Genomic DNA, 20,572 nt, shown 5'->3' with positions numbered 1-20,572 from the left:
ACGACGCGGACCTGGCTTTGCCACGGTTGGTTCGGCGAATACACCTCACGCGATCGCGAAGGTGTGAAAGAGCGAAATGGTTTGTGTCTCAGTAATTTCGGTGAACCGGTGCGGTCACCAACTCATCCTCGAACTCGACTTCCTCCAACATCGCGGCCCCGAGCTCCCGCGGCCTCATCTCCTGCATCGGCCGGTGGCGACTTACGCCACCGATGCAGCGAACACTAGGCCGAAGACTAATAAAAAGGAACGAGATCCTTCAAAAAAACTCGGACTAGCGTCCAATTCGGTCGATATCCGGGCAGAGATGTGCCCGAAACCACACTGTGACCTGTTTGTGTGAGTCAGGACACTTTCAGACGCGGAGCCTACGAGCCGAAACGTTGCATCTGCGTTGCATCGGCGCCCATCCGCCGATCGAGCACCCGGATCTTGGCCTCGATCTGGGCGTACAGAGCAGAATCGCGATCCGCGGTGGCTCGATAGGCCACCCATGCGGCGGCATCGTCACGGCCCTCGGCGCCCGAGGTCCACCGGCTCAGCACGGCAGCGTCACCGGAACGTAACACTGCGGTCCGCAGCCGCACCCGCAATTCATCGCGGATGTCTATAACTCCCGGAGCGGTCGAACGAGGCAGCACCGGCCCGGTGTAATGGCGGACCGCACTGTGCACATCCCCCGAATCCAGCGCCGCGCGCAGCGCCTCCACATCGGTGGACACCGGCACCCGCAGCCGATACGGCCGCGAGCCGAAGACGTCCGGGCCGACCACCGAGCGCAGCCGCGACATGGCGGCCCGGATGGTGGCGTTGTCGAGGTCGGTGTCGTCGAGCAGCAGCGCCAGATGATCGGCGGACAGACCTTCGGCATGTTCGGCCAGCAACAGCAGGATCTCGGCATGCCGCTGCGACAACGCGATACGCTCCCCGTCGACCGACAGCTGCGGCTGGCCCAGTCCCAGCACCTCCAGCGCCAGCCGGCCGGCGGTCCGCGGCGGCGACGAATGATCCACGGGCGCACGACGATCCGCGCCGCGCTGTTCGGTGCGCACGGCCGCGAGCACCAGATCCATCTCCGCCGCGGTCGCGGCGGCCTTCACCAATGCCAGTATCTCCGGCCGCGCGACGCGCACGCCGCCGGCGATCATCAGCACGCCGACCAACCGGCCGTCCGGATCGTGGACGGGCGCGGCCGCACCCGTGAGCTGATGCATCCGGTGCAGGAAATGTTCCGGGCCGTGGATCCAGGTGGCGCGGCCGGTGCGAACCACCAGTCCGACCGCATTCGTTCCGATGCGGCGTTCGGACAGATCGTCGCCCTCGCGCAGGCCGACCTCGGCGGCGGCCTCGACCCGATCGGGATTGCCGTGCACCGAGAGCACCCGGCCGAACTGGTCGGCGACGACCACGATCAGCCCGATGCCGGTGGCGTCCTGCAGCAGCAACTTGTCGACCAGTGGCATCACCGTGGCAATCGGATGGTTGTCGCGGTAGCGCTGCAGATCGGCGCCGCGCAGACCGCGGCCGTCGAGTACGTCCATGGGATCCACCCCGCCGCGCACACTGCGCAGCCAGGACTCCAGAACCAGCGGACGCAGCAATCCGGGCAGCTGATTGAGCTGATCGCCCCCGACACTGAGGTAACCGTGGGCCTGAGCGGCATAGGCTTCCAGCGCACCGAGCTGTGTCCCGGGTTCGACCCTGCCCTCGGGACGGTTATCGCCTGTGAGATTGCTGACCATTTGCCTTTCTTTCCCGTCCCACACTGTACCGGCGGGTCAGGAAGGGCATGGGCGAAGCATACGCTTTGTCCGACAGGTCACATCGGCACCGGATCGCGGCGAAATGTGAGGTAGACGGCATATCGGGGCCACATGTGACCCCGGCCATCAATGCCGTGGAACGGCCGGGCGCAGCGCGGCCACATTGCGCGCACGCAGCGCACCCGACCAGAGGCCGGTTCCGTAGGCGAGGTCGTCGAGCCGCTTGCACATCAGATATCGCACCGGATCCAGGCCGCCGGCGTCGCGATGGGTGAACCAGTCGGCCAGTCCGTCGGCGACCGCCAGCGCCACCGCCAGCCGGCGGATGCGCCGGGAGGCGATCATCGCCAGCACCGTCACCGGCCAGTAGTGCCGGCACAGGGCCGAAACGATCCGCCACACCCCGGCGGAGAAACCCCGGGCCAGATGGATGGCCGCCACCCGCGTCGGATTGTCGAGTTCGGCGAACACCCGCCGCAGGCGGATCAGCGCGGCGAGCAGCGTGGCGAGCCCGCCCAGGATTCCGGCGCGCGAGGCGGTGGCCAGCAGCGCGGTCGCGGCGATGGTCCAGAACGGCACCGACAGCGGAGCGACCATCCCGGCGTGGCGGCGGGCCAGCGGCGCCGCACCGGCACCGTGAGAGACCTTGCGGCCGAACCACTTACCGAACGAGGCCGGTTGATCACAGGCGACGTGCGCGGCCGGCTCGTACCGCAACCGCCAGCCGGCGCGCTCGAGCCGCCAGCACAGATCGACATCGGCGGCCGCGCGCATCTGCTCGTCGAATCCCCCCTCGGCCAGCAGTGCGTGGCGCCGCACCAGCAGCGCCGCGCCCGGCGCGTACGACACCGAGCCGCGCGAGCTGACCGCGGTTTCCCGGCGACCGAAATCCAGCGACGACCGCGCGCTCTCGTAGCGGCCCAGCACACCGGCATCGGGCTCGCGCACCACGATGCGCGGAGCGACCAGGGCGACCTCGGGATCGCTGAAATGTCCGAGCATCACCTCCAGCCAGCCCGCGCGCGGGACCACATCGGAATCCAGGAATGCGACGAATTCCGTTGTCGCCGCCCGCAGTCCGGCATTGCGCGCGGCGACCACGCCCTGCCGCGAATCGTGGCGCAGCACGGTGACGCGGCACCGTCCCCTCGTGCGCGGAATGCGGACCGGCCGGTCGGAACCGTCGTCCACGACCACCACACTGTGCCCGCGCAGGGTCGACAGCAGCCGCTGCAGCCCGGCGGCGTCGTTGCAATGCGGCACCACGACCGTGACCTCTTCGGGCGAGGGCAGCAGGCGCGGACGCGGGTTGGCCACCCCGGAGTCGAGCAGCCGTCTGGCAACCACGGCGGACTGGGGATCCGTCACTTCGAGATACCCGTCACCGATCAGGGCGGCCGCTTCCGGAGCAAGTTTCAGCAACCTCGTCGGCGAGCCGCCGACCAAGAGCCGTCCACCGGAATAGGTGCGCACCCGAGGATCGATTCGCACCCCGAACCCGTTGGGCAGTCGATCATGGCGCATTCCAAGAATGCTATGCGCTAACCGCCCGCCGGGCATCCCGTGTCGAAAAAAACGGATCGAATTCGATACGAAACCGGCGGCAACGCACCGGCTCCGGCATTGCGTGGTTGTCAATGACCATCGACGCTATCTGGCTATCACACGGCAACATTCACTTCATGATCAACGAGATACCGCGCGGGGCGCGGTAGTTCATCTCCGGCTACTACCGCGTGACGTGCGGCGTGGCGGTGTGCGCCGATCTGCTCCACGTACCGGGCCGCGACCACGAACGCGCACTCTAGACTGCGGAAGGCAAGCACGTTGAACAGCAGATGACGGGTGGCCGTCGGGCGGGCTGCGCAGGTCTAGAGGTGGCATGGGAGTCGGACGGATGCAGACGAGCGGGGGCGGCAACACACTCTCGGAAGCCGAGATAGTCGAGGCCGCATTGCGTGTGGTGCGCGCCGACGGCGTGGAGAAGCTGTCGATGCGCCGGCTCTCCCGCGAACTCGGCGTTTCGCCGATGGCGCCCTACTACTACGTCGCCGACAAGCGCGAACTGCTGGATCTGGTGGCCAGCGCGGCCCTCACCGGAGTGCGGACCCCGCCGCCGGAATTCGGCACCTGGCAGCAGCGCCTGCGCGAACTCATCGATCAGATCGACGAGAAGCTGCGCAAACATCCGGGCCTGGGCGACGTGCTGATCGAACAGACACTGGGCAAACAGCTCGATCTGATCGCCGCTGTGATGGAAATCCTGTCCGATGCGGGGTTCGAGGATCGCAATGTGCTCGCCGCCTATGCCACCATTCACACGTATCTGTTCGGCCGCGCCCGGGTCAATCCGCGGGACCGATCCGCGCTGGTCGACATGCCGCTTCCCGAAGCCGTCGAGCGGGCCGTCAAGCACATGGGCGACCTGCGCGGCAAATACTCCTACGACTTCGGCATGGATGTGCTGATCGCGGGGCTCGAGGCCCAGCTTGTCCGGCAGCGGGACGGCCACGTATCATAAATTAGAACACGTTCTAGTTTGCCCGCTCCAGCGCCCGGCCCCGAGAGGACACCATGACCACCGCCGATCCCGTCGTACCGCACAGCTCGCGTTCGGCCGTGCTGCGGGTCGCCGCTGTCGTCAACGAGACGGCCGACGCCTGTTCGCTGGTCTTCGACGTGCCCGAAGATCTGCGCGAGCGCTTCGCCTATCAGCCCGGCCAGTTCCTGACGCTGCGCATTCCGAGCGAGCGCACCGGTTCGGTCGCGCGCTGCTATTCGCTGGCCAGCTCGCCGCACACCGATGTGCAGCCGAAGGTCACCGTGAAGCGCACGATCGACGGATACGCGTCGAACTGGGTGTGCGACAACGTCAAAGCCGGTGACGAGATCGAGGTGCTGCCGCCCTCCGGCGTCTTCACACCGAAGGATCTGGACGAGGATCTGCTGCTGTTCGCGGCCGGCAGTGGTGTCACCCCGGTGATGTCGATCCTGAAATCGGCCCTGGCCCGCGGCAACGGCCGGATCGTGCTGGTCTACGCCAACCGCGATCCGGAATCGGTCATCTTCGCCGACGAACTGCGCGAGCTCACCGACAAGAATCCGCAGCGGCTCGTGGTGGTGCACTGGCTGGAGACGCTGCAGGGTCTGCCCACCGCCGACGGACTGGCCGCGCTGTGCACCCCGTACACCGGTTTCCGCGCCTTCATGTGCGGGCCGAAGGCGTTCATGGACCGGGTGCACGACGCACTGGCGCAGCTGGAGGTGCCGCGCAACCGCACCCACGCCGAGGTCTTCAATTCGCTGTCCGGCGATCCGTTCGCCGCCGGCGCCCCGGTCGAGGTCAGCGAGGAGGACGCCGCCGACGCGGCCACCGTGGAGGTCGAACTCGACGGCGAAACCCATTCCATGCGGTGGCCGCGCCGCCAGACTCTGGTCGACATCATGCTCGCCAAGGGTCTGGACGTGCCGTACTCCTGCCAGGAGGGCGAATGCGGATCCTGCGCCTGCACGGTGCTGGAAGGCAAAGTGGAGATGGACAATTCGGAGATCCTCGATCCGGAGGACATCGAAGCCGGGTACATCCTCGGCTGCCAGGCGCATCCGGTCACCGATCATCTGAAGATCCAGTTCTGAGGTCCGTCGCCGCCGTGGCCGGCCCGGAGTCCGGGCACGGCGGGCGGGCCTACGGCGCCTGTCGCTGGGCCCGATAGGCCGCGCGCGCCTCGGGTTCCAGATGTTCGGTGGCGTAACTCAGCGCCGTGCGACCCATATCGTGGGCACGTCGGTCCAGGAAATCGGTGAGCAGCGCGCGGTCCACCCGTTTACCGACTTCCCGCAGCATCCATCCCACCGCCTTCTGAATCAGATCGCGCCGATCGTCGAGCAGCCGTTCACACAGGGCGAACGTGGTCGAGGCGTCGCCGGCCTTGATGAAGGCGAAGGTCGTCAGCAGCGCGACCCGGCGTTCCCACAGCGAATCCGACTGTGCCAGTTCGTCGAGCAGATCGCGCGGCCGTCCCAGTAACCATGGGCCCAGGATGTTCTCGGCCGATACGTCGACCAGATCCCAATTGTTCACACGCCCGCCGCGCACCGCCGCCAGATACATGTCGACGATTTCCTGTTGTGCGGCCCCGTCGTACGTGCGCGGTTTCCCCGCCTTCGCCATCGCATTGTTCGCGATCACCAGGGCCGCGAGCCGATGCTCGTGCACCGGGCTCCGCAAAAGTTCGGCTATCTCCGAAATCGGCAGGGCGGAAAATGTTTTCGCGACCTTGCGGGTCCGCGGCACGGGGACGCCGAGGAAGACGTCGCCCTCGCCGTAGTCCCCGGGCCCGGTTTTGAAGAACCGCCGCAACTCGACGGCGCGCGCGGGATCACCCAATTCGTCCATGGCACGCGCGACATCGGCGGCGGTCGGAGCGGATGTCATGCCCGGGCTCCGCCGCAACGGCCGGTCGCCGCGAGCTGCTCATCGGGACAATGCGCAACGGTCATGTACGGCAGTATCACTCACCGCGCACCCGATTCCCGACGACAACGCGTCCGGCCGGGACGCTCGACATCACTTGGCGAAGGTGCGCTCCGCCCGTGCCGGGGCATGTGTGGACACCGCTCCCGCGGGGATGACGATGCGCCAGCTCGGTTGTTTGCGCACCGGGAACGGCGGGAGTTCCGCGGCGCTCGGCGCGGGTTCGTGCCGCTCGGCGGTGATATCCGCGAATTCGACGACAGGCGCCGGCGGTGTCGCTTCGTTCGGCGCCGCGTGGGCAGCACTCGGCGCGAGTTTCCTGGCGCCCGGGGCCAGGTGAGATGCGGCCGGCGTGTCCGGCACCAGCTGCGGTGCTGCCGGGATCGGCCGGGGCGTGAGCGGTACCACGCGAGCGGCGGCCGACACCGGGTGTGGTGCGGTCGGAACCGGTTCCGGTGCGGTCGGCGCCGGGTGGGACGGGGTCGGCGCCGGCTGCTGCCCGATCGACGGGGGCTGGGGTGCGGCCGGTATCGGGTGGGGCGCAATGGGCGGGGCGGGCGGTGTGTGGATCCGTTGCTGGGGCCGGGCGGTCGGCGCCGAGATGCGTGCGGCTTCGACGAGTGTGGTCATCGGCCGGGAGGCGGTGCGGCCGATCGGCGTTTCGCGCAGATGGCTGGTCAGCAGACATGCCGCCGCGCCGAATGCGGTGATTCCGGCGAGCATCGCGGCGATGTCGAGGTGGGCGCCCGCCAGCTGGTGGGCGGCGTGGGCACCACCGAACAGACCGCGGAGGATGCCGGAGAAACTGCTGTCGTCCGCGACCGCCGCCCGCAGCTCGGATTCCTTGTTGTCGAGATACAGCACGTCCGCGAGAACGAACAGCGCCACGCCGCTCCCCGCGACCGTGGCGGCGGTGGAGAAGATCGCCGCGCGAGTCCGCAGATACGCCGCCGCGGCGAAGATCGTCGCGAGGATCGCGACACAGGTCAGCACCGCCCACGTGCCGCTGATATCGGTGTCGTGCAGACCTACGCCTCCCCAGTCCTGCTGGGATTCGGTGCCAGCCAGCCGGCCGAAGGCATCCGACCGGATCGCGCCACCCGGCCCGGACGCGGACAACCAGGGCTGGAACAACAGCACGAGAGTCGTGGCACTCAACCCGGCACCGCACAGATATCCCCACACCGGACGGCGAGCACTCGGCGGCGTCGGTAGTGGGCGGTACGACGATTCGGTGTCGCCGGTTCCGGGATGAACATCGCTCCAAGGCGTTCGGGTAGCCATAACTCCGGGTCTGTCTGTTACCGATGCGCCGGCGCCGTGGCGGCCGGCCCGGTAGGGGGTGGGTGCGGAAATGCCTCGACGACCGCGCTGTACGTCTGCGAAACGACGGTAGAACCGCGCCCGGTCACGGACCACCAGACCTCCCACGAGTGGCTGGGGCGCAGGTCACAGCACCGCCTCCGATTCCGCGCCACAGCAGCGCGGAGCTGTCGAAAGAACATGTCCCGGAACAGGATTCGTTCAGCGCCACAGGCTTCGGCACGGCGCGGCCGGCGGGAGACACAGCCGGAATCGTGACCGGTTCAACACGGTCCGCCCGGTGCCCTCGCGAGACTAGACCGTGGGGCAGGCGGTATCGACCGCCCCGAGCACCCGGCCCGATTCGAAGGCCGCCGCACTCGCGGGCAGTTCACCGGCACGGCCGCTGTTGTAGACGGTCACCGTGCCGGTCCCGGCGGTCGGCCGGCCCAGCGCGTCGATGCGCCGAAGCGTCTGGCCCGCAACGGCTTCCGCGCTGTCGAACAGCCGGACGCCGGGCGGCAGTGCGGCCACGATGGAATCGAGGACCAGGGGGTAGTGGGTGCAGCCCAGTACGACCGCCTCGGTTCCGGCGGGGGTCTGCTCGGCGGCGCGGGCGATGGCATGCTCGACGGCCGGGAGATCCCCGCGGTCGATGGCGTCCGCGAGGCCGTGGCACGCCACACCCGTCACATCGGCCTCACCGCCGAAGCGGGCGATGAGATCGGCCTGATAGCGGCTCGCGGTGGTGGCCGCGGTCGCCCACACGGCGACCGACGCGCAGGCCGCGGCGGCGGGTTTGATCGCGGGGACGGTGCCGATCACCGGCACCTCGGGCCCGACCTCGGCCCGCACCTGCTCGAGTGCGGTGACGCTGGCGGTATTGCACGGCAGCACAATGGCCTCCGCGCCGAGCCGCAACGAGCGGCGCGCCGCATCCAGCACCCGATCGATCACCCACTGCTCGGGTTTCGGACCCCACGGCGCACCATCTGGATCCAGTTGCAGCAGCAGATCGAGGTCGGGACGCAACTTGCGCAGCCACGCCCCGGTCGGCAACAACCCCAGTCCCGAATCGATGAGCGCAACGATCACGCAGCCACTGTATTAGCGTCGCCACGCACCCTTGCGCCCGACCGGGGTATCGGCCGAGTGGTTCCCGCGCCCCTTCGGTCCGCCCGGGCGTATGCGTTCAGCTCAGGGGTGCGGCGGACCGGGCGTTGGCGGCGAGTTCGGCGCGCATCTTCATGACCTGCGCGGTGCGTCCGCCACCGACCACGGCGGTCAGGACCCCGCCGTCGAAGTAGTGCGCCAGGAATTTGCGGCCGTCGTCTTCGATCACCCGGATCTCGTCGGCGCCCGCCGGCGTGCCGAGCACCTGGATCTTCAGGTCGTACTGGTCACTCCACACGTACGGCACCCGCGCGGCCGCGGGGACGTCACCGCCGAGCAGGGCGGTCGTCAGGAGTCTGGCCTGTTCACCGGCGTTGGTCCAGTGCTCCACGCGCTTGTGCCGGCCGTTGTCGTGACGCCAGGCCGCCACATCGCCGACCGCCCACACGCCCTCGACCGAGGTGCGCCCCACCTCGTCGGCGAGGACACCCCCACCCGCCTGCGGTTCCGCCAGCGGGATGCCGGATCCGGCCAGCCACTCCGTGATCGGCGCGGAGCCGACACCGATGACGACCAGATCGGCGGCGACCGTACTGCCGTCGGCGAGCGTGGCCCCGGTGACCGCGCCGTCTTCGACCTGCAGCGAGCTCAATCCGACACCGCAGCGCAGATCCACGCCCTCGTCGCGGTGCATCCGCCCCACCAGGCGCCCGACCGTCTCACCCAGCGCGGCGGCCAGCGGAGTGGGCTGCGGTTCCACCAGCACGACGTCGACACCACGCGAACGGAAGCTCGCCGCCAGCTCGCAGCCGATGAAGCCGGCGCCGACCACCAGCGCCCGCCGCGCGCTGGCCAGACCGTCGCGCAGTGCCGCCGCATCCTCGTGCCGGCGCAGGACGTGGACGCCCGCGGCCTCGGGCAAACCCGGAATTCGCTTGGGACGCAGTCCTGTCGCGATGATCAGCTGTCCGTACTCGAGCACGGAACCGTCGTCGAAGGTCACGGTGCGCGCCGCGGTGTCGACTCCGGTCGCGGCCAGTCCCAGTCGCAGCTCGATGTTCTTCTCGGCGAAGAATTCGGCCGGGCGCAGCGTCGTATCCTCGATCTCGCCGCGCACGAACTGCTTGGACAGCGGCGGCCGATCGTAGGGCAGGCGCTGTTCGTCACCGACGAGGATCAGTCCGCCCTCGTATCCGGCGCGGCGCAATTCCTCCGCGGTCCGCAGGCCCGCCAGACCGGCGCCGACGATCACGATCGGGGCTGTCATCGCCGCCCTCCTGGCTCGGTTCCCATTGCCGGCACGTATTGCTGCACCAATCCACCATAAACTAGAACACGTTCTAGATTGTCGTGACGGGCGCCATATCCGACACACGTGCAGGAATTTTCGCGAAGTATTGATCGGGCGGTCAATCAGAGTTATACCGAGAGTAGAACACAATTCCGCCCCTGAGGAGGCCCCCCATGCTCACCGAAAACCGCACCCTGAGTTTCGTGGCCGTGGCACTGGGCGCCTACACCGCCCTGTCCCCCATCTGGACCGACCACAGCAATCGCGCCATGTGGACCCTGATCGTGCTCGGCGTGCTGATCGCCCTGGCCGGCCTGGTCCAGTTCACCCGTCCGGGAATCGCCGGAACCGATTACGCCATGGGCCTGTTCGGAGTCCTGCTGTTCATCTCGCCGTGGGTGATGAACTACAGCGGATTCAGCGCGGCGTCGTGGACGGCGTGGATCGTGGGCGTGCTGACCGTCGTGGTGGCCCTCGCCGCCCTTCCGCAGGTATCGGCGCGGATGCATACTGCTCACTGATGCAGAGGCCCACACCCCATCGAGCGGGGCGTCGCCGCAGCCGGAAGGTCGACGGCGACGCCCGCGCTCTCATTCTGGATGCCGCCGAAAGCCTGTTCGCGGCACACGGATTCGACGCGACCGCGACGGCTGCCATCGCCGCCGCGGCCGGCGTTCCGAAGGGGCTGGTCTTCTACTACTTCCCCACCAAGGACTCGATCCTCTCGGCGCTGATGGCCGAGCGGGTCCCCGCCCATCCGATCGACGACATCGCCACGGTGGTCAGGCCCGGCGATCCGGCGACCAGCCTGGTGAACCTCGACGCGGCGCTGAATCTGCGCGACCACCGCTCCTCGGTCCTGCGCGTGATCATGTGGCGCGAGGCCGATACGCATCCGGATGTGCGAAAACAGATGCGCCGCATGCGCGATCAACTCCTCGACGTCACCGCCCGGGTACTGCAGGCGAGCGCGCCCGGGCAGGTCCAGCCCGGGACCCTGCGCGCCTGCGCGGCCGCATGGGTGTCGGCCATGCTCACCATCGCGAGCACCGACCGGTTGCACGCACTCGACGGATTGACTCTCGCCGGCGCCGAGGAGATCACGAATCTCTCCCGGGTCGTCGCGGCCGGTATGAGCAGCCTCGGCTGAGTCGGCGTCGCCCGTTCAGCGATCCGGCAGCAGGCCGTCGACCAGCGCGCGCAATCCCTGTTCGTAGGTATCGGCGGCGGTGAGCGCGCTCCACCGGTCGGCCACGGCCGCCAGGCGCGGAAGCTCCTCGGCATCGATATCGGCGAAGACTCGCTCCCGGAACACGGGCCGGTCGTCGTCGCGGCGCCGGCGAGCCGCGGCGCGGATCAGAATTTCGCCGGCCGTGTAGTACCAGACGCTCCGGTAGGCGTGCACCGCGCGATCGGCATCCAGCCCGGCATCCATCGCCGCGTCCAGAATCGCCTCGGGATACCAGAGCGCGGCCGGTGAGAGCAGGTCGTCGGCGGTCAGCACCTCGGTGATCCACGGCACCGGGGCGAGGACGTCGTGCATCGCGCGGGCCGCGACGATCAGGCGTTCCCGCGGGTCCCGCGGCAGTTGCGGACGCGCCGCACCCGTGGCCACCTCGTCGAGCAGGAGCAGCAGCAGCGCGTCCTTGTCCGGTACGTGGTGATAGAGCGCCATCGGCGTCGCGCCGAGTTCGGTGGCCAGGCGCCGCATGGTCAGCGCCTGCACGCCGTGGGTCTCGATCAGCTCGCGCGCGGCGGCCACGATCTGCGCGCGCGACAGCCGCGGCGGACGTCCGGTTCGAGTGCTCACCCGGCCATCTTGACACGAGGTCTCGACAACGAGCAGTGCGGTCGGTTACTTTTTATACATGTATAGAAAGTACTCGCCGGGGCTCGCGCTGGCGGCGATCACGATGGCGCAGTTGATGATTGCGCTGGATATGGCGGTGGTGAACGTGGCGCTGCCCGCCGTTCGCCGCGAGTTGGGCTTCGCACCGATCGATCTGTCGTGGGTGGTGCACGTCTACGCCCTGACCTTCGGCGGATTCCTCCTCCTGGGCGGGCGGGCCGGCGATCTGTTCGGCCGCCGGCGACTGTTCGCGCTCGGGCTGTGCGGATTCGCCCTCGCCTCGCTGGCCGGTGGGCTGGCCCAGCAACCGTGGCAACTGATCGCCGCGCGCGCTGTCCAGGGCGTGGCGGCCGCGGCCGTCGCACCCGCCACCCTCGCGATGCTGACCGTCCTGTTCCCGCACGGCCCGGCGCGGGTGCGCGCCTTCGGACTGTGGAGTGCGGCGAACGGCGCCGGTGGCGCGCTGGGCGTACTGCTGGGCGGCCTCCTCACCGAATACGCCGGATGGCGGTGGGTGATGCTCGTCAATCTGCCGATCGCCGCGATCGCGCTGGGCCTGGGACTCTTCGGCATCCCCACCGACCGCCGCGACGGGATGCGCCCGCCGCTCGACATCGCCGGGGCGCTCACCGCGACCGGCGGCGCCGGATTGCTCGTTCTCGCCGTCGTCCGTACCGACCGCTACGGGTGGTTCTCACCCGCGACCGTGGGGACGGTCGCGGCCGCACTGCTGCTCCTGGCGGCCTTCGTATGGTTCGAACGGCGGGCCGCGGTGCCGCTGATCCGGCTGTCGCTGCTGCGCAACCGGTGGGTCGCCGGGGCGGATCTGTTCGTCGCTCTGGCCGCGGCGGGACAGTTCTCGGCCTTCTACTTCGTCTCGCTCTATATGCAGCAGTCGCTCGGAATGTCCGCGGCGGCAACGGGTCTGGCCTTCGTTCCGTTCTCGGCCGGGGTGGTCGCCGGGACCGTGGTCGCGACTCGGCTCGGCCACCGGCGTTCGCCGCGCACCCTGCTGATCTCCGGATCGCTGCTCGCCGCCGCGGGCCTCGGATGGTTCGCGCTACTGGACGCCGGTGGCGACTTCGCCACCTCGGTATTGGGCCCCTCGCTCGTCACCAGTATCGGTTTCGGCCTGTGCCTGGCGCCGCTCGCTGCCGCGGCGACCACCGGCGTCGCCCCCGCGGAGGCCGGCATGGCATCCGGGCTGATGAACAGTGCCCGCCAGATCGGCGGCGCGATCGGATTGGCCGCGCTGGCCTCGGTCGCCGCCCAGCGCACCGGGTCGGCGCCGACGCCCCAGGCCGTCACCGCCGGATATGCGACCGGGCTGGCGATCGGCGCGGTCCTGCTCCTCGGGGCCGGGGTCGTCGCCGCGGTGGTCATGCCGCGGACCACCGGCCGGTCCACTTCCACACCCCTGCCCGCCCCGGCTCCGGTCGTGGCCGAATGAAAGGAAACACCATGTCACTCGCACCTGTCGACCTGTTCGCACGCGGTATCCGAATGCTGCCCGACGGCAGGATTTTCGATGAACAACGCCGCATGTCCGGAGATGTGGAGGGATGGACCCTGGCGGCCTTCCGGGTGGCCACCGACGCCGACGTCCACGGTGATCACTGGGAAATGCATCCGAGCGGAGAGGAACTGGTGGCGGTGCTCTCGGGCGGGATACGGATATATCTGCGCGAGACCGGCGACCCGGCGGCATCGGTATCCCTGCGCGCCGGACAGGCGTTCATCGTGCCGCGCGGGCACTGGCATCGAATCGAAGTGGACGAGCCGAGCGAACTGATGTCGCTCACCCTTCGTCGCGGCACCGAACTCGAGAAACGAACGGATTGAGCTGCGGCGCAACGGTGGCGGGAGCCCTCGCACACCCCGCGAACTCGCACCCGGAAAGGCGAGCGATAAGAATGGGGTGTATGACGGATCCCGCCAATGCCCGTTTCGGAGAGCCCCATACTGCACGAGAGGGGCACCGACTGACCCGCTCCGAGGAGGAGCCGGGTCAGCAGGCGGGCAGCAGCGGACCCGCGCACGGTGGCGCCGAGAAGTTCGGACTGCGCTGGGACAGTGCCGAATTCGGTGAGTCCGGAAAGAGCGAGAGCGTTTTCGGCCCGCCACCGGGCGCCTCGCCCACCGATGTTCCGTCCTATTCACCCGACTACCTCAGCGGCAGCGCGGTTCCGGCGCCTCCTGCCGTACCGCCGCTACCGGTCCGCGACTCGTCGGCCCGCACCGCCATTCCGCCGCTGCCCACCCGAGAATCCGCGCAGCGCAGCATGTTCGCCTCGCCGTTCGATGCCGACTACGAGCGGGGCACGGGGCAGCCGCCGGGCCATCCCACCTCGGCCGGCGACGAATCCGCTCCCACTTCCAGTTTCGCGGTGAGCGCAGCGGAGATGCCTCCGGTGGATCCGAGATCGGGTGTCCTGGGATCGTCTGCGGCTCCCGGCGAGATCGAGACGACGGAAAAGGCCAACTGGGCAGACGAACTCGATGCCGGATCTTCGGATCCGGAGGACACGGTCCGCCGCATCGCGGAGAGCCTGGGCATCGACCCCGGGCTGCAGAGTCGCTCTCGCAGCGCCGAGCCCCAGCCCGCCGAAACCTCTCCTGCCGAAGCGTCTCCTGCCGAGGCTGCGTCTGCTGGGACGTCTCCCGCCGAGCCGGCGGAGCCGCGTCGGGCCGAAGCGGCCGATTCGGTTGCCTCGGCCAGCACATCCGTCCCGGCGCCGCCGAAACTGCCGACGCGACTCCCCACTCCCGCCCACGGCATCGCCCGGGCCGAATCTGCGGATGCCGGAACGGAATCCGCTGCGGCATCGGCGAGCACGGATGCCCGCCCGGAAGCCACCCGCCGCCCCATCCCCCGGGCGGCCCGGCGGGCACGCGACAACGAGCAGCCCGCCGCGAGTACCCCCGAGTCCCGGCTGTCCGGTGAAATCTCCGCATCCACGGCAGCCGAGCCCGCGGGCGAGGGCCAGCACGGCACCGCACGCTCCGCGAGCGCGGAGTCGCCGGCCACCACAGCCGCGGCGGCCGACGAAGCCGAGACCCGTCGCACCACGGCGAGCGATGACACATCGGCGACCGGACGCACGACACCACCCGGCGAGGACGCCGATCCTGCGCCCACATCGTCCGCCGCGACACCGCCGGCCGGGCAGCCGGGCGACGACGCCCGCCGGTCCACCACCGCTACGGGATCGGTGACCCACGGCGACCACACCCCGCTCAGCACGCGCGCCGCATCCGTCGCCGACAGCGCACGCATCGCCGCCGAACATACTGTCGCCGAAGCGGATCCGACGGACCGCACCACCGAGAAGGGCGAGAAGTCGCCTCCCGCACGGCTTCCGCATCGGCATTCGAACGAGCCGCCCCGGTCCGACCACGCCGAAACCACCGGCCCGGCCCATTCCGGCCCGGCAGACGGTACGGACCGAGCCGACTCCGCGGACCCGCAATCCTGGCAGAACACCGACACGCTGCCGGCGATTCGCAGCCGCGCGGAGAGCGCCGACGCCACGTCGCGCCCGTTCCCCACCCGCAACGGGGCGACGGTGGGACTGCGCTCCGCCCCGGCGAGCGCCCTCCTCGAACAGTCCGATACCGACATCCTCCGACGACGTGCGGCGAAAGCTCCTGCGGCGGAGTACGTTCCGACCAGCCGGCACCGATCGCCCACGGAGGGAACCAGAGCCGACGACCACCCGGCGACCGAGTCGGCGGAAGCAATTGCCACATCGCACGATTCGGCCACCGACGCCGCTCACGCCGAACCGGCAGCGGGTACCGGTGGCCGCCGAAACCGACGCGCCACCAACGATGATCACTCCGGGGACGCCCCGACCGACATCGCCTCGCGCACCGGCGTACCCCCGACCTCCCGGCGCGCGGCGCGCCGCCGAGCCGAAACCACCGGCGAACCCCCGGCCATCGACGTCGGCCTGGTGATGCAGCTACTGCTGGCCAGCCACACGCTGGAAAATGTGGCTCGCAACGCCGAAGCCGGCGACGTCGACCTCAACGGCCTCATCACCGCCGCCCACCGAACCCGCACCGCCGCAGTCGAACTCGTCACCACCTGGTTCGGCGGCGCCGACCAGATGCGCGAATTCGCCGAAGCCCTCCTGGCCGCCACCGAGAACTGAGAACGCGAAAAGGGCCGTTCCCCGAGGGGAACGGCCCTTTTCATGCTGTCACGTGTCGTGACGGCGTTGTCTCACAGGGTCACTTGATGACCTTGGTGACGCGGCCGGCGCCGACGGTGCGGCCACCCTCGCGGATCGCGAAGCGCAGGCCCTCTTCCATGGCGACCGGCTGGATCAGCTTGACGCTCATCTCGGTGTTGTCGCCCGGCATGACCATCTCGGTGCCCTCGGGGAGGGTCACGACACCGGTCACGTCGGTGGTGCGGAAGTAGAACTGCGGGCGGTAGTTGTTGAAGAACGGGGTGTGACGGCCACCCTCGTCCTTCGACAGGATGTACGCCTGGCCCTCGAACTCGGTGTGCGGGGTGGTGGTGCCCGGCTTGACGACGACCTGACCACGCTCGACGTCGTCACGCTTCAGACCACGAACCAGCAGACCGACGTTGTCGCCCGCCTGGCCCTGGTCCAGCAGCTTGCGGAACATCTCGATGCCGGTGATGGTGGTCTTCTGGGTCTTCTCGCGGATACCCACGATCTCGACCTCTTCGTTGACGTTGATCACGCCACGCTCGACACGACCGGTGACCACGGTGCCACGACCGGTGATGGTGAAAACATCCTCGATCGGCATCAGGAACGGCTTGTCGGTCTCACGAACCGGGTCCGGGATGGACTCGTCGACAGCGTTCATCAGCTCGACGACCGACTCGACCCACTTCTCGTCACCCTCGAGGGCCTTCAGGCCGGAGACGCGGACGACGGGGGCGTCCTCGTCGAACTCCTGGGCGGCCAGCAGCTCGCGGACCTCCATCTCGACGAGCTCGAGGATTTCCTCGTCGTCGACCATGTCCGACTTGTTCAGCGCGACCAGGATGTAGGGCACGCCGACCTGACGGGCGAGCAGCACGTGCTCACGGGTCTGCGGCATCGGGCCGTCGGTGGCGGCGACCACGAGGATCGCGCCGTCCATCTGGGCGGCACCGGTGATCATGTTCTTGATGTAGTCGGCGTGGCCGGGGGCGTCGACGTGCGCGTAGTGACGCTTCTCGGTCTGGTACTCGACGTGGGAGATGTTGATCGTGATACCACGAGCCTTCTCCTCCGGAGCCTTGTCGATCTGGTCGAACGCAAAGCTCTGGTTCAGGTCCGGGTACTTGTCAGCCAGCACCTTGGTGATCGCCGCGGTCAGCGTGGTCTTGCCGTGGTCGACGTGACCGATGGTGCCGATGTTGACGTGGGGCTTCGTCCGCTCGAACTTCGCCTTCGCCACTGTTGTCCTCCTGGACTAGTTAGTGCGTGCTTTTGTGCAGCAGTGCGGTTTGTACTTACAGGGGGTCGTGCGCGACCGAACGGGGCGGATTCTCGCAAACCCGCCCCGACTGCGATTACTCGCCGGTCGCCTTGGCGATGATCTCCTTCGCCACGTTGGCCGGAACCTCCGCGTACGAATCGAACACCATGGAGTAGTTCGCCCGGCCCTGGGTCTTCGACCGCAGGTCACCGATGTAACCGAACATCTCCGAGAGCGGAACCAGCGCCTTGACGACACGGGCACCACTGCGTTCCTCCATGGCCTGGATCTGGCCACGGCGGGAGTTCAGGTCGCCGATCACATCGCCCATGTAGTCCTCGGGCGTGATGACCTCGACAGCCATGAGCGGCTCGAGGATCACCGGACCGGCCTTACGGGCCGCTTCCTTCAGCGCCATCGAACCCGCGATCTTGAACGCCATTTCCGAGGAGTCGACCTCGTGGTAGGCGCCGTCGAGCAGGGTGGCCTTCAGGTTGACCAGCGGGTAACCAGCGAGGACACCGTACTGCATGGAGTCCTGGATGCCGGCGTCCACCGACGGGATGTACTCGCGCGGAACGCGACCACCGGTGACCTTGTTCTCGAACTCGTAGGTCGCGCCGTCCTCGCCGGTGAAGGGCTCCAGGCCGATGATGACGCGGGCGAACTGACCCGAACCACCGGTCTGCTTCTTGTGCGTGTACTCGAGCTTCTCGACCGGCTTGGTGATCGTCTCGCGGTACGCGACCTGCGGCTTACCGACGTTCGCCTCGACCTTGAACTCGCGCTTCATCCGGTCGACGAGGATGTCGAGGTGCAGCTCGCCCATACCGCCGATGACGGTCTGGCCGGTTTCGGCATCCAGCTTGACGGAGAAGGTCGGGTCCTCTTCGGCCAGCTTCTGGATCGCGGTGCCCAGCTTCTCCTGGTCGGACTTGGTCTTGGGCTCGATCGAGACCTCGATGACCGGGTCCGGGAAGGTCATGGACTCCAGCACGATCTGGTTCTGCGGATCGCACAGGGTGTCACCCGTGGTGGTGTCCTTCAGGCCGATGACCGCGTAGATGTGGCCGGCCGACGCCGAGGGAACCGGGTTCTCCTTGTTGGAGTGCATCTGGAACAGCTTGCCCAGACGCTCCTTCTTGCTCTTGGTCGAGTTGATGACCTGAGCGCCGGAGTCGACCTTGCCCGAGTACACGCGGACGTAGGTCAGCTTGCCGAAGAACGGGTGCACGGCGATCTTGAACGCCAGTGCGGCGAAGGGCTCGTCGGCACTCGGCTTACGAGTGATGACCTCGTCTTCCTTGCCGGGGACGTGGCCTTCCACGTTCTCGACGTCCAGCGGCGAGGGCAGGTAGTCCACGACGGCGTCGAGCATGGGCTGCACGCCCTTGTTCTTGAACGCCGAACCACACAGCACCGGGTACAGCTCCGAGGCGACGGTCAGCTTCCGGATGGCGCCCTTGATCTCGTCGATCGAGAGCTCCTCGCCACCGAAGAACTTCTCCAGCAGCGCCTCGTCCGACTCGGCGACGGTCTCGAGCAGCTCCTGGCGGTACTGCTCGGCCTTCTCCTTCAGGTCGGCCGGGATCTCGGTGACCTCGTACTTCTCACCGAGCTTGGTCTCGCCGGTCCACACCTTGGCGTTCATCTCGACCAGGTCGACGATGCCCTCGAAGGTGTCCTCCGCGCCGATCGGCAGCTGGATGACCAGCGGCTTCGCACCGAGACGGTCCTTGATGGTCTGGACGGTGAAGTAGAAGTCGGCGCCCAGCTTGTCCATCTTGTTGACGAAGCAGATACGCGGCACGTCGTACTTGTCGGCCTGACGCCACACCTGCTCGGACTGCGGCTCGACGCCCTCTTTACCGTCGAACACCGCGACGGCGCCGTCGAGCACACGCAGCGAACGCTCCACCTCGACGGTGAAGTCCACGTGGCCGGGGGTGTCGATGATGTTGATCTGGTTCTGGTTCCAGAAACACGTCACCGCCGCCGAGGTGATGGTGATGCCGCGTTCCTGCTCCTGCTCCATCCAGTCGGTGGTCGACGCACCGTCGTGGGTCTCACCGATCTTGTAGTTCACACCGGTGTAGAACAGGATTCGTTCGGTTGTGGTCGTCTTGCCGGCATCGATGTGCGCCATGATGCCGATGTTGCGGACCTTGTTGAGGTCGGTGAGCACGTCCTGTGCCACGGAAATCTTCCCCGCTCTGCTCTGTTAGCGATCAGCTAGTTGGGATTTTCGGGAACGGCCCGGGCGGTTCCGCTGCGATGCGGGCCCCTGGCCATCACTATGTCAACGTCGGGTGCGGCTGATAAGTGCCCTGCTGAGAGCACGTGCCGCACCCGACTGTGACTCGCCTCCCGGCGCCGTTCCTTCACCGGCGGACCGGGTGACCAATCACCAGCGGTAGTGCGCGAACGCCCGGTTGGACTCGGCCATCTTGTGGGTGTCCTCGCGACGCTTCACCGAAGCGCCCAGACCGTTGCTCGCATCCAGCAGCTCGTTGGCCAGACGCTCGATCATGGTCTTCTCACGACGCGCGCGCGAGTAGTTGACCAGCCAGCGCAGCGCCAGGGTGTTGGCGCGACCCGGACGAACCTCGACCGGGACCTGGTAGGTGGCGCCACCGACACGACGCGGCTTCACCTCGAGGGCGGGCTTCACGTTGTCGAGCGCACGCTTGAGGGTCACGACCGGATCGGTGCCGGTCTTCTCGCGCGCCTGCTCGAGCGCGCCGTAGACGATGCGCTCGGCGGTCGACTTCTTGCCGTCCAGCAGGATCTTGTTGACCAGCTGAGTGACCAGCGGCGATCCGTAGACCGGATCGTTGATCAGCGGACGCTTGGGTGCGGGGCCCTTGCGTGGCATATCAGCTCTTCTCCTTCTTGGCGCCGTAGCGGCTGCGGGCCTGCTTGCGGTTCTTCACACCCTGGGTGTCGAGCGAGCCGCGGATGATCTTGTAGCGCACACCGGGGAGGTCCTTCACACGACCGCCGCGAACGAGCACCATCGAGTGCTCCTGCAGGTTGTGGCCCTCGCCCGGGATGTAAGCCGTGACCTCGACCGCGCTGGTCAGGCGAACACGCGCGACCTTACGCAGCGCGGAGTTCGGCTTCTTCGGGGTCGTGGTGTACACGCGGGTGCACACGCCACGACGCTGCGGGCTCCCCTTCAGGGCCGCAGTCTTGGTCTTGGCGACCTTGTCGCGACGACCCTTGCGGACCAGCTGGTTGATGGTTGGCATATACCGGCTTTCCTTATTCAGTAACCAGGTGTCTGGAACTCTTCGATGTCTGTTTGTCGGCGGCGCTCCCCGATTCCCCGG

General features: G+C 68.1%; 18 protein-coding genes. 7 read left to right on the top strand and 11 right to left on the bottom strand.

Going from position 1 to position 20,572, the window contains the following annotated elements:
- Window positions 1-368: 368 nt before the first annotated feature.
- Both NK1_RS26220 and mftF read right to left on the bottom strand, forming a co-directional pair.
- Entirely contained in the window at window positions 369-1,742 is a 1,374-nt protein-coding gene (locus NK1_RS26220) for a GAF domain-containing protein (protein WP_063012891.1), read from the bottom strand.
- A gap of 147 nt (window positions 1,743-1,889) precedes the next feature.
- Window positions 1,890-3,287: a mycofactocin biosynthesis glycosyltransferase MftF gene (gene mftF, locus NK1_RS26215; RefSeq protein WP_063012889.1), complete on the bottom strand. Its 1,398-nt coding sequence runs from the start codon at window positions 3,285-3,287 to the stop codon at window positions 1,890-1,892.
- A 373-nt stretch (window positions 3,288-3,660) separates the two neighbouring features.
- On the opposite strand from mftF, the gene mftR2 reads away from it, so the two are divergent.
- The gene (mftR2, locus tag NK1_RS26210; protein ID WP_051043258.1) at window positions 3,661-4,284 is read left to right on the top strand and encodes a mycofactocin system transcriptional regulator MftR2; all 624 of its coding nucleotides are present in this window, start codon (window positions 3,661-3,663) and stop codon (window positions 4,282-4,284) included.
- A 53-nt stretch (window positions 4,285-4,337) separates the two neighbouring features.
- Window positions 4,338-5,399: a ferredoxin--NADP reductase gene (locus NK1_RS26205; RefSeq protein WP_063012887.1), complete on the top strand. Its 1,062-nt coding sequence runs from the start codon at window positions 4,338-4,340 to the stop codon at window positions 5,397-5,399.
- 49 nt (window positions 5,400-5,448) lie between these two features.
- On the opposite strand, the gene NK1_RS26200 is transcribed toward NK1_RS26205, so the two are convergent.
- The 4 genes from NK1_RS26200 to NK1_RS26185 all read right to left on the bottom strand — a co-directional run bounded on the left by NK1_RS26200 (window position 5,449) and on the right by NK1_RS26185 (window position 9,919).
- Complete coding sequence (locus NK1_RS26200) at window positions 5,449-6,198, bottom strand: DNA alkylation repair protein (RefSeq protein WP_063012885.1); 750 nt, start codon at window positions 6,196-6,198, stop codon at window positions 5,449-5,451.
- Window positions 6,199-6,330: 132 nt separating this feature from the next.
- Complete coding sequence (locus NK1_RS26195; protein WP_157104448.1) at window positions 6,331-7,395, bottom strand: hypothetical protein; 1,065 nt, start codon at window positions 7,393-7,395, stop codon at window positions 6,331-6,333.
- Between the two features lie 459 nt (window positions 7,396-7,854).
- Window positions 7,855-8,634, bottom strand: coding sequence for a glutamate racemase (locus NK1_RS26190; RefSeq protein ID WP_063012881.1), 780 nt, complete (start codon window positions 8,632-8,634; stop codon window positions 7,855-7,857).
- Between the two features lie 97 nt (window positions 8,635-8,731).
- Window positions 8,732-9,919 (bottom strand): NAD(P)/FAD-dependent oxidoreductase, encoded by a 1,188-nt coding sequence (locus NK1_RS26185; RefSeq protein ID WP_063012879.1) that lies wholly within the window; start codon window positions 9,917-9,919, stop codon window positions 8,732-8,734.
- A gap of 197 nt (window positions 9,920-10,116) precedes the next feature.
- On the opposite strand from NK1_RS26185, the gene NK1_RS26180 reads away from it, so the two are divergent.
- Window positions 10,117-10,464: an SPW repeat protein gene (locus NK1_RS26180; protein WP_063012877.1), complete on the top strand. Its 348-nt coding sequence runs from the start codon at window positions 10,117-10,119 to the stop codon at window positions 10,462-10,464.
- Window positions 10,464-11,093, top strand: coding sequence for a TetR/AcrR family transcriptional regulator (locus NK1_RS26175; RefSeq protein ID WP_063012875.1), 630 nt, complete (start codon window positions 10,464-10,466; stop codon window positions 11,091-11,093). The genes NK1_RS26180 and NK1_RS26175 overlap by 1 nt, the downstream gene beginning before the upstream one ends.
- A gap of 15 nt (window positions 11,094-11,108) precedes the next feature.
- Here the strand turns inward: NK1_RS26175 and NK1_RS26170 are convergent, their stop codons facing one another.
- A complete protein-coding gene (locus NK1_RS26170; protein ID WP_063012872.1) occupies window positions 11,109-11,753 on the bottom strand; it encodes a TetR/AcrR family transcriptional regulator in 645 nt (214 codons plus the stop codon).
- Window positions 11,754-11,811: 58 nt separating this feature from the next.
- On the opposite strand from NK1_RS26170, the gene NK1_RS26165 reads away from it, so the two are divergent.
- The 3 genes from NK1_RS26165 to NK1_RS26155 all read left to right on the top strand — a co-directional run bounded on the left by NK1_RS26165 (window position 11,812) and on the right by NK1_RS26155 (window position 15,949).
- Window positions 11,812-13,242, top strand: coding sequence for an MFS transporter (locus NK1_RS26165; protein ID WP_063012870.1), 1,431 nt, complete (start codon window positions 11,812-11,814; stop codon window positions 13,240-13,242).
- Window positions 13,243-13,253: 11 nt separating this feature from the next.
- The gene (locus NK1_RS26160) at window positions 13,254-13,634 is read left to right on the top strand and encodes a cupin domain-containing protein (RefSeq protein ID WP_063012868.1); all 381 of its coding nucleotides are present in this window, start codon (window positions 13,254-13,256) and stop codon (window positions 13,632-13,634) included.
- Between the two features lie 80 nt (window positions 13,635-13,714).
- Window positions 13,715-15,949 carry a hypothetical protein gene (locus NK1_RS26155; protein WP_063012866.1) on the top strand — a complete coding sequence of 745 codons (2,235 nt, stop codon included), beginning with the start codon at window positions 13,715-13,717 and terminating at the stop codon, window positions 15,947-15,949.
- A 79-nt stretch (window positions 15,950-16,028) separates the two neighbouring features.
- Here NK1_RS26155 and tuf read toward each other — a convergent pair whose 3' ends face one another.
- The 4 genes from tuf to rpsL all read right to left on the bottom strand — a co-directional run bounded on the left by tuf (window position 16,029) and on the right by rpsL (window position 20,491).
- Entirely contained in the window at window positions 16,029-17,219 is a 1,191-nt protein-coding gene (tuf, locus tag NK1_RS26150; RefSeq protein WP_036505815.1) for an elongation factor Tu, read from the bottom strand.
- A 115-nt stretch (window positions 17,220-17,334) separates the two neighbouring features.
- Window positions 17,335-19,437, bottom strand: a complete 2,103-nt coding sequence (fusA, locus tag NK1_RS26145) for an elongation factor G (RefSeq protein ID WP_039781052.1) — start codon at window positions 19,435-19,437, stop codon at window positions 17,335-17,337.
- Window positions 19,438-19,644: 207 nt separating this feature from the next.
- Entirely contained in the window at window positions 19,645-20,115 is a 471-nt protein-coding gene (rpsG, locus tag NK1_RS26140; RefSeq protein ID WP_030517120.1) for a 30S ribosomal protein S7, read from the bottom strand.
- A gap of 1 nt (window position 20,116) precedes the next feature.
- Complete coding sequence (gene rpsL / locus NK1_RS26135; protein ID WP_014353064.1) at window positions 20,117-20,491, bottom strand: 30S ribosomal protein S12; 375 nt, start codon at window positions 20,489-20,491, stop codon at window positions 20,117-20,119.
- Window positions 20,492-20,572 lie beyond the last annotated feature (81 nt).

The sequence above is a fragment of the Nocardia kruczakiae NBRC 101016 genome, assembly GCF_001612965.1.
Taxonomy (GTDB): Bacteria; Actinomycetota; Actinomycetes; order Mycobacteriales; family Mycobacteriaceae; genus Nocardia; species Nocardia kruczakiae.
The sequence above is the reverse complement of the archived record's forward strand: the minus strand, read 5'-3'. Positions and strand labels throughout refer to the sequence as shown.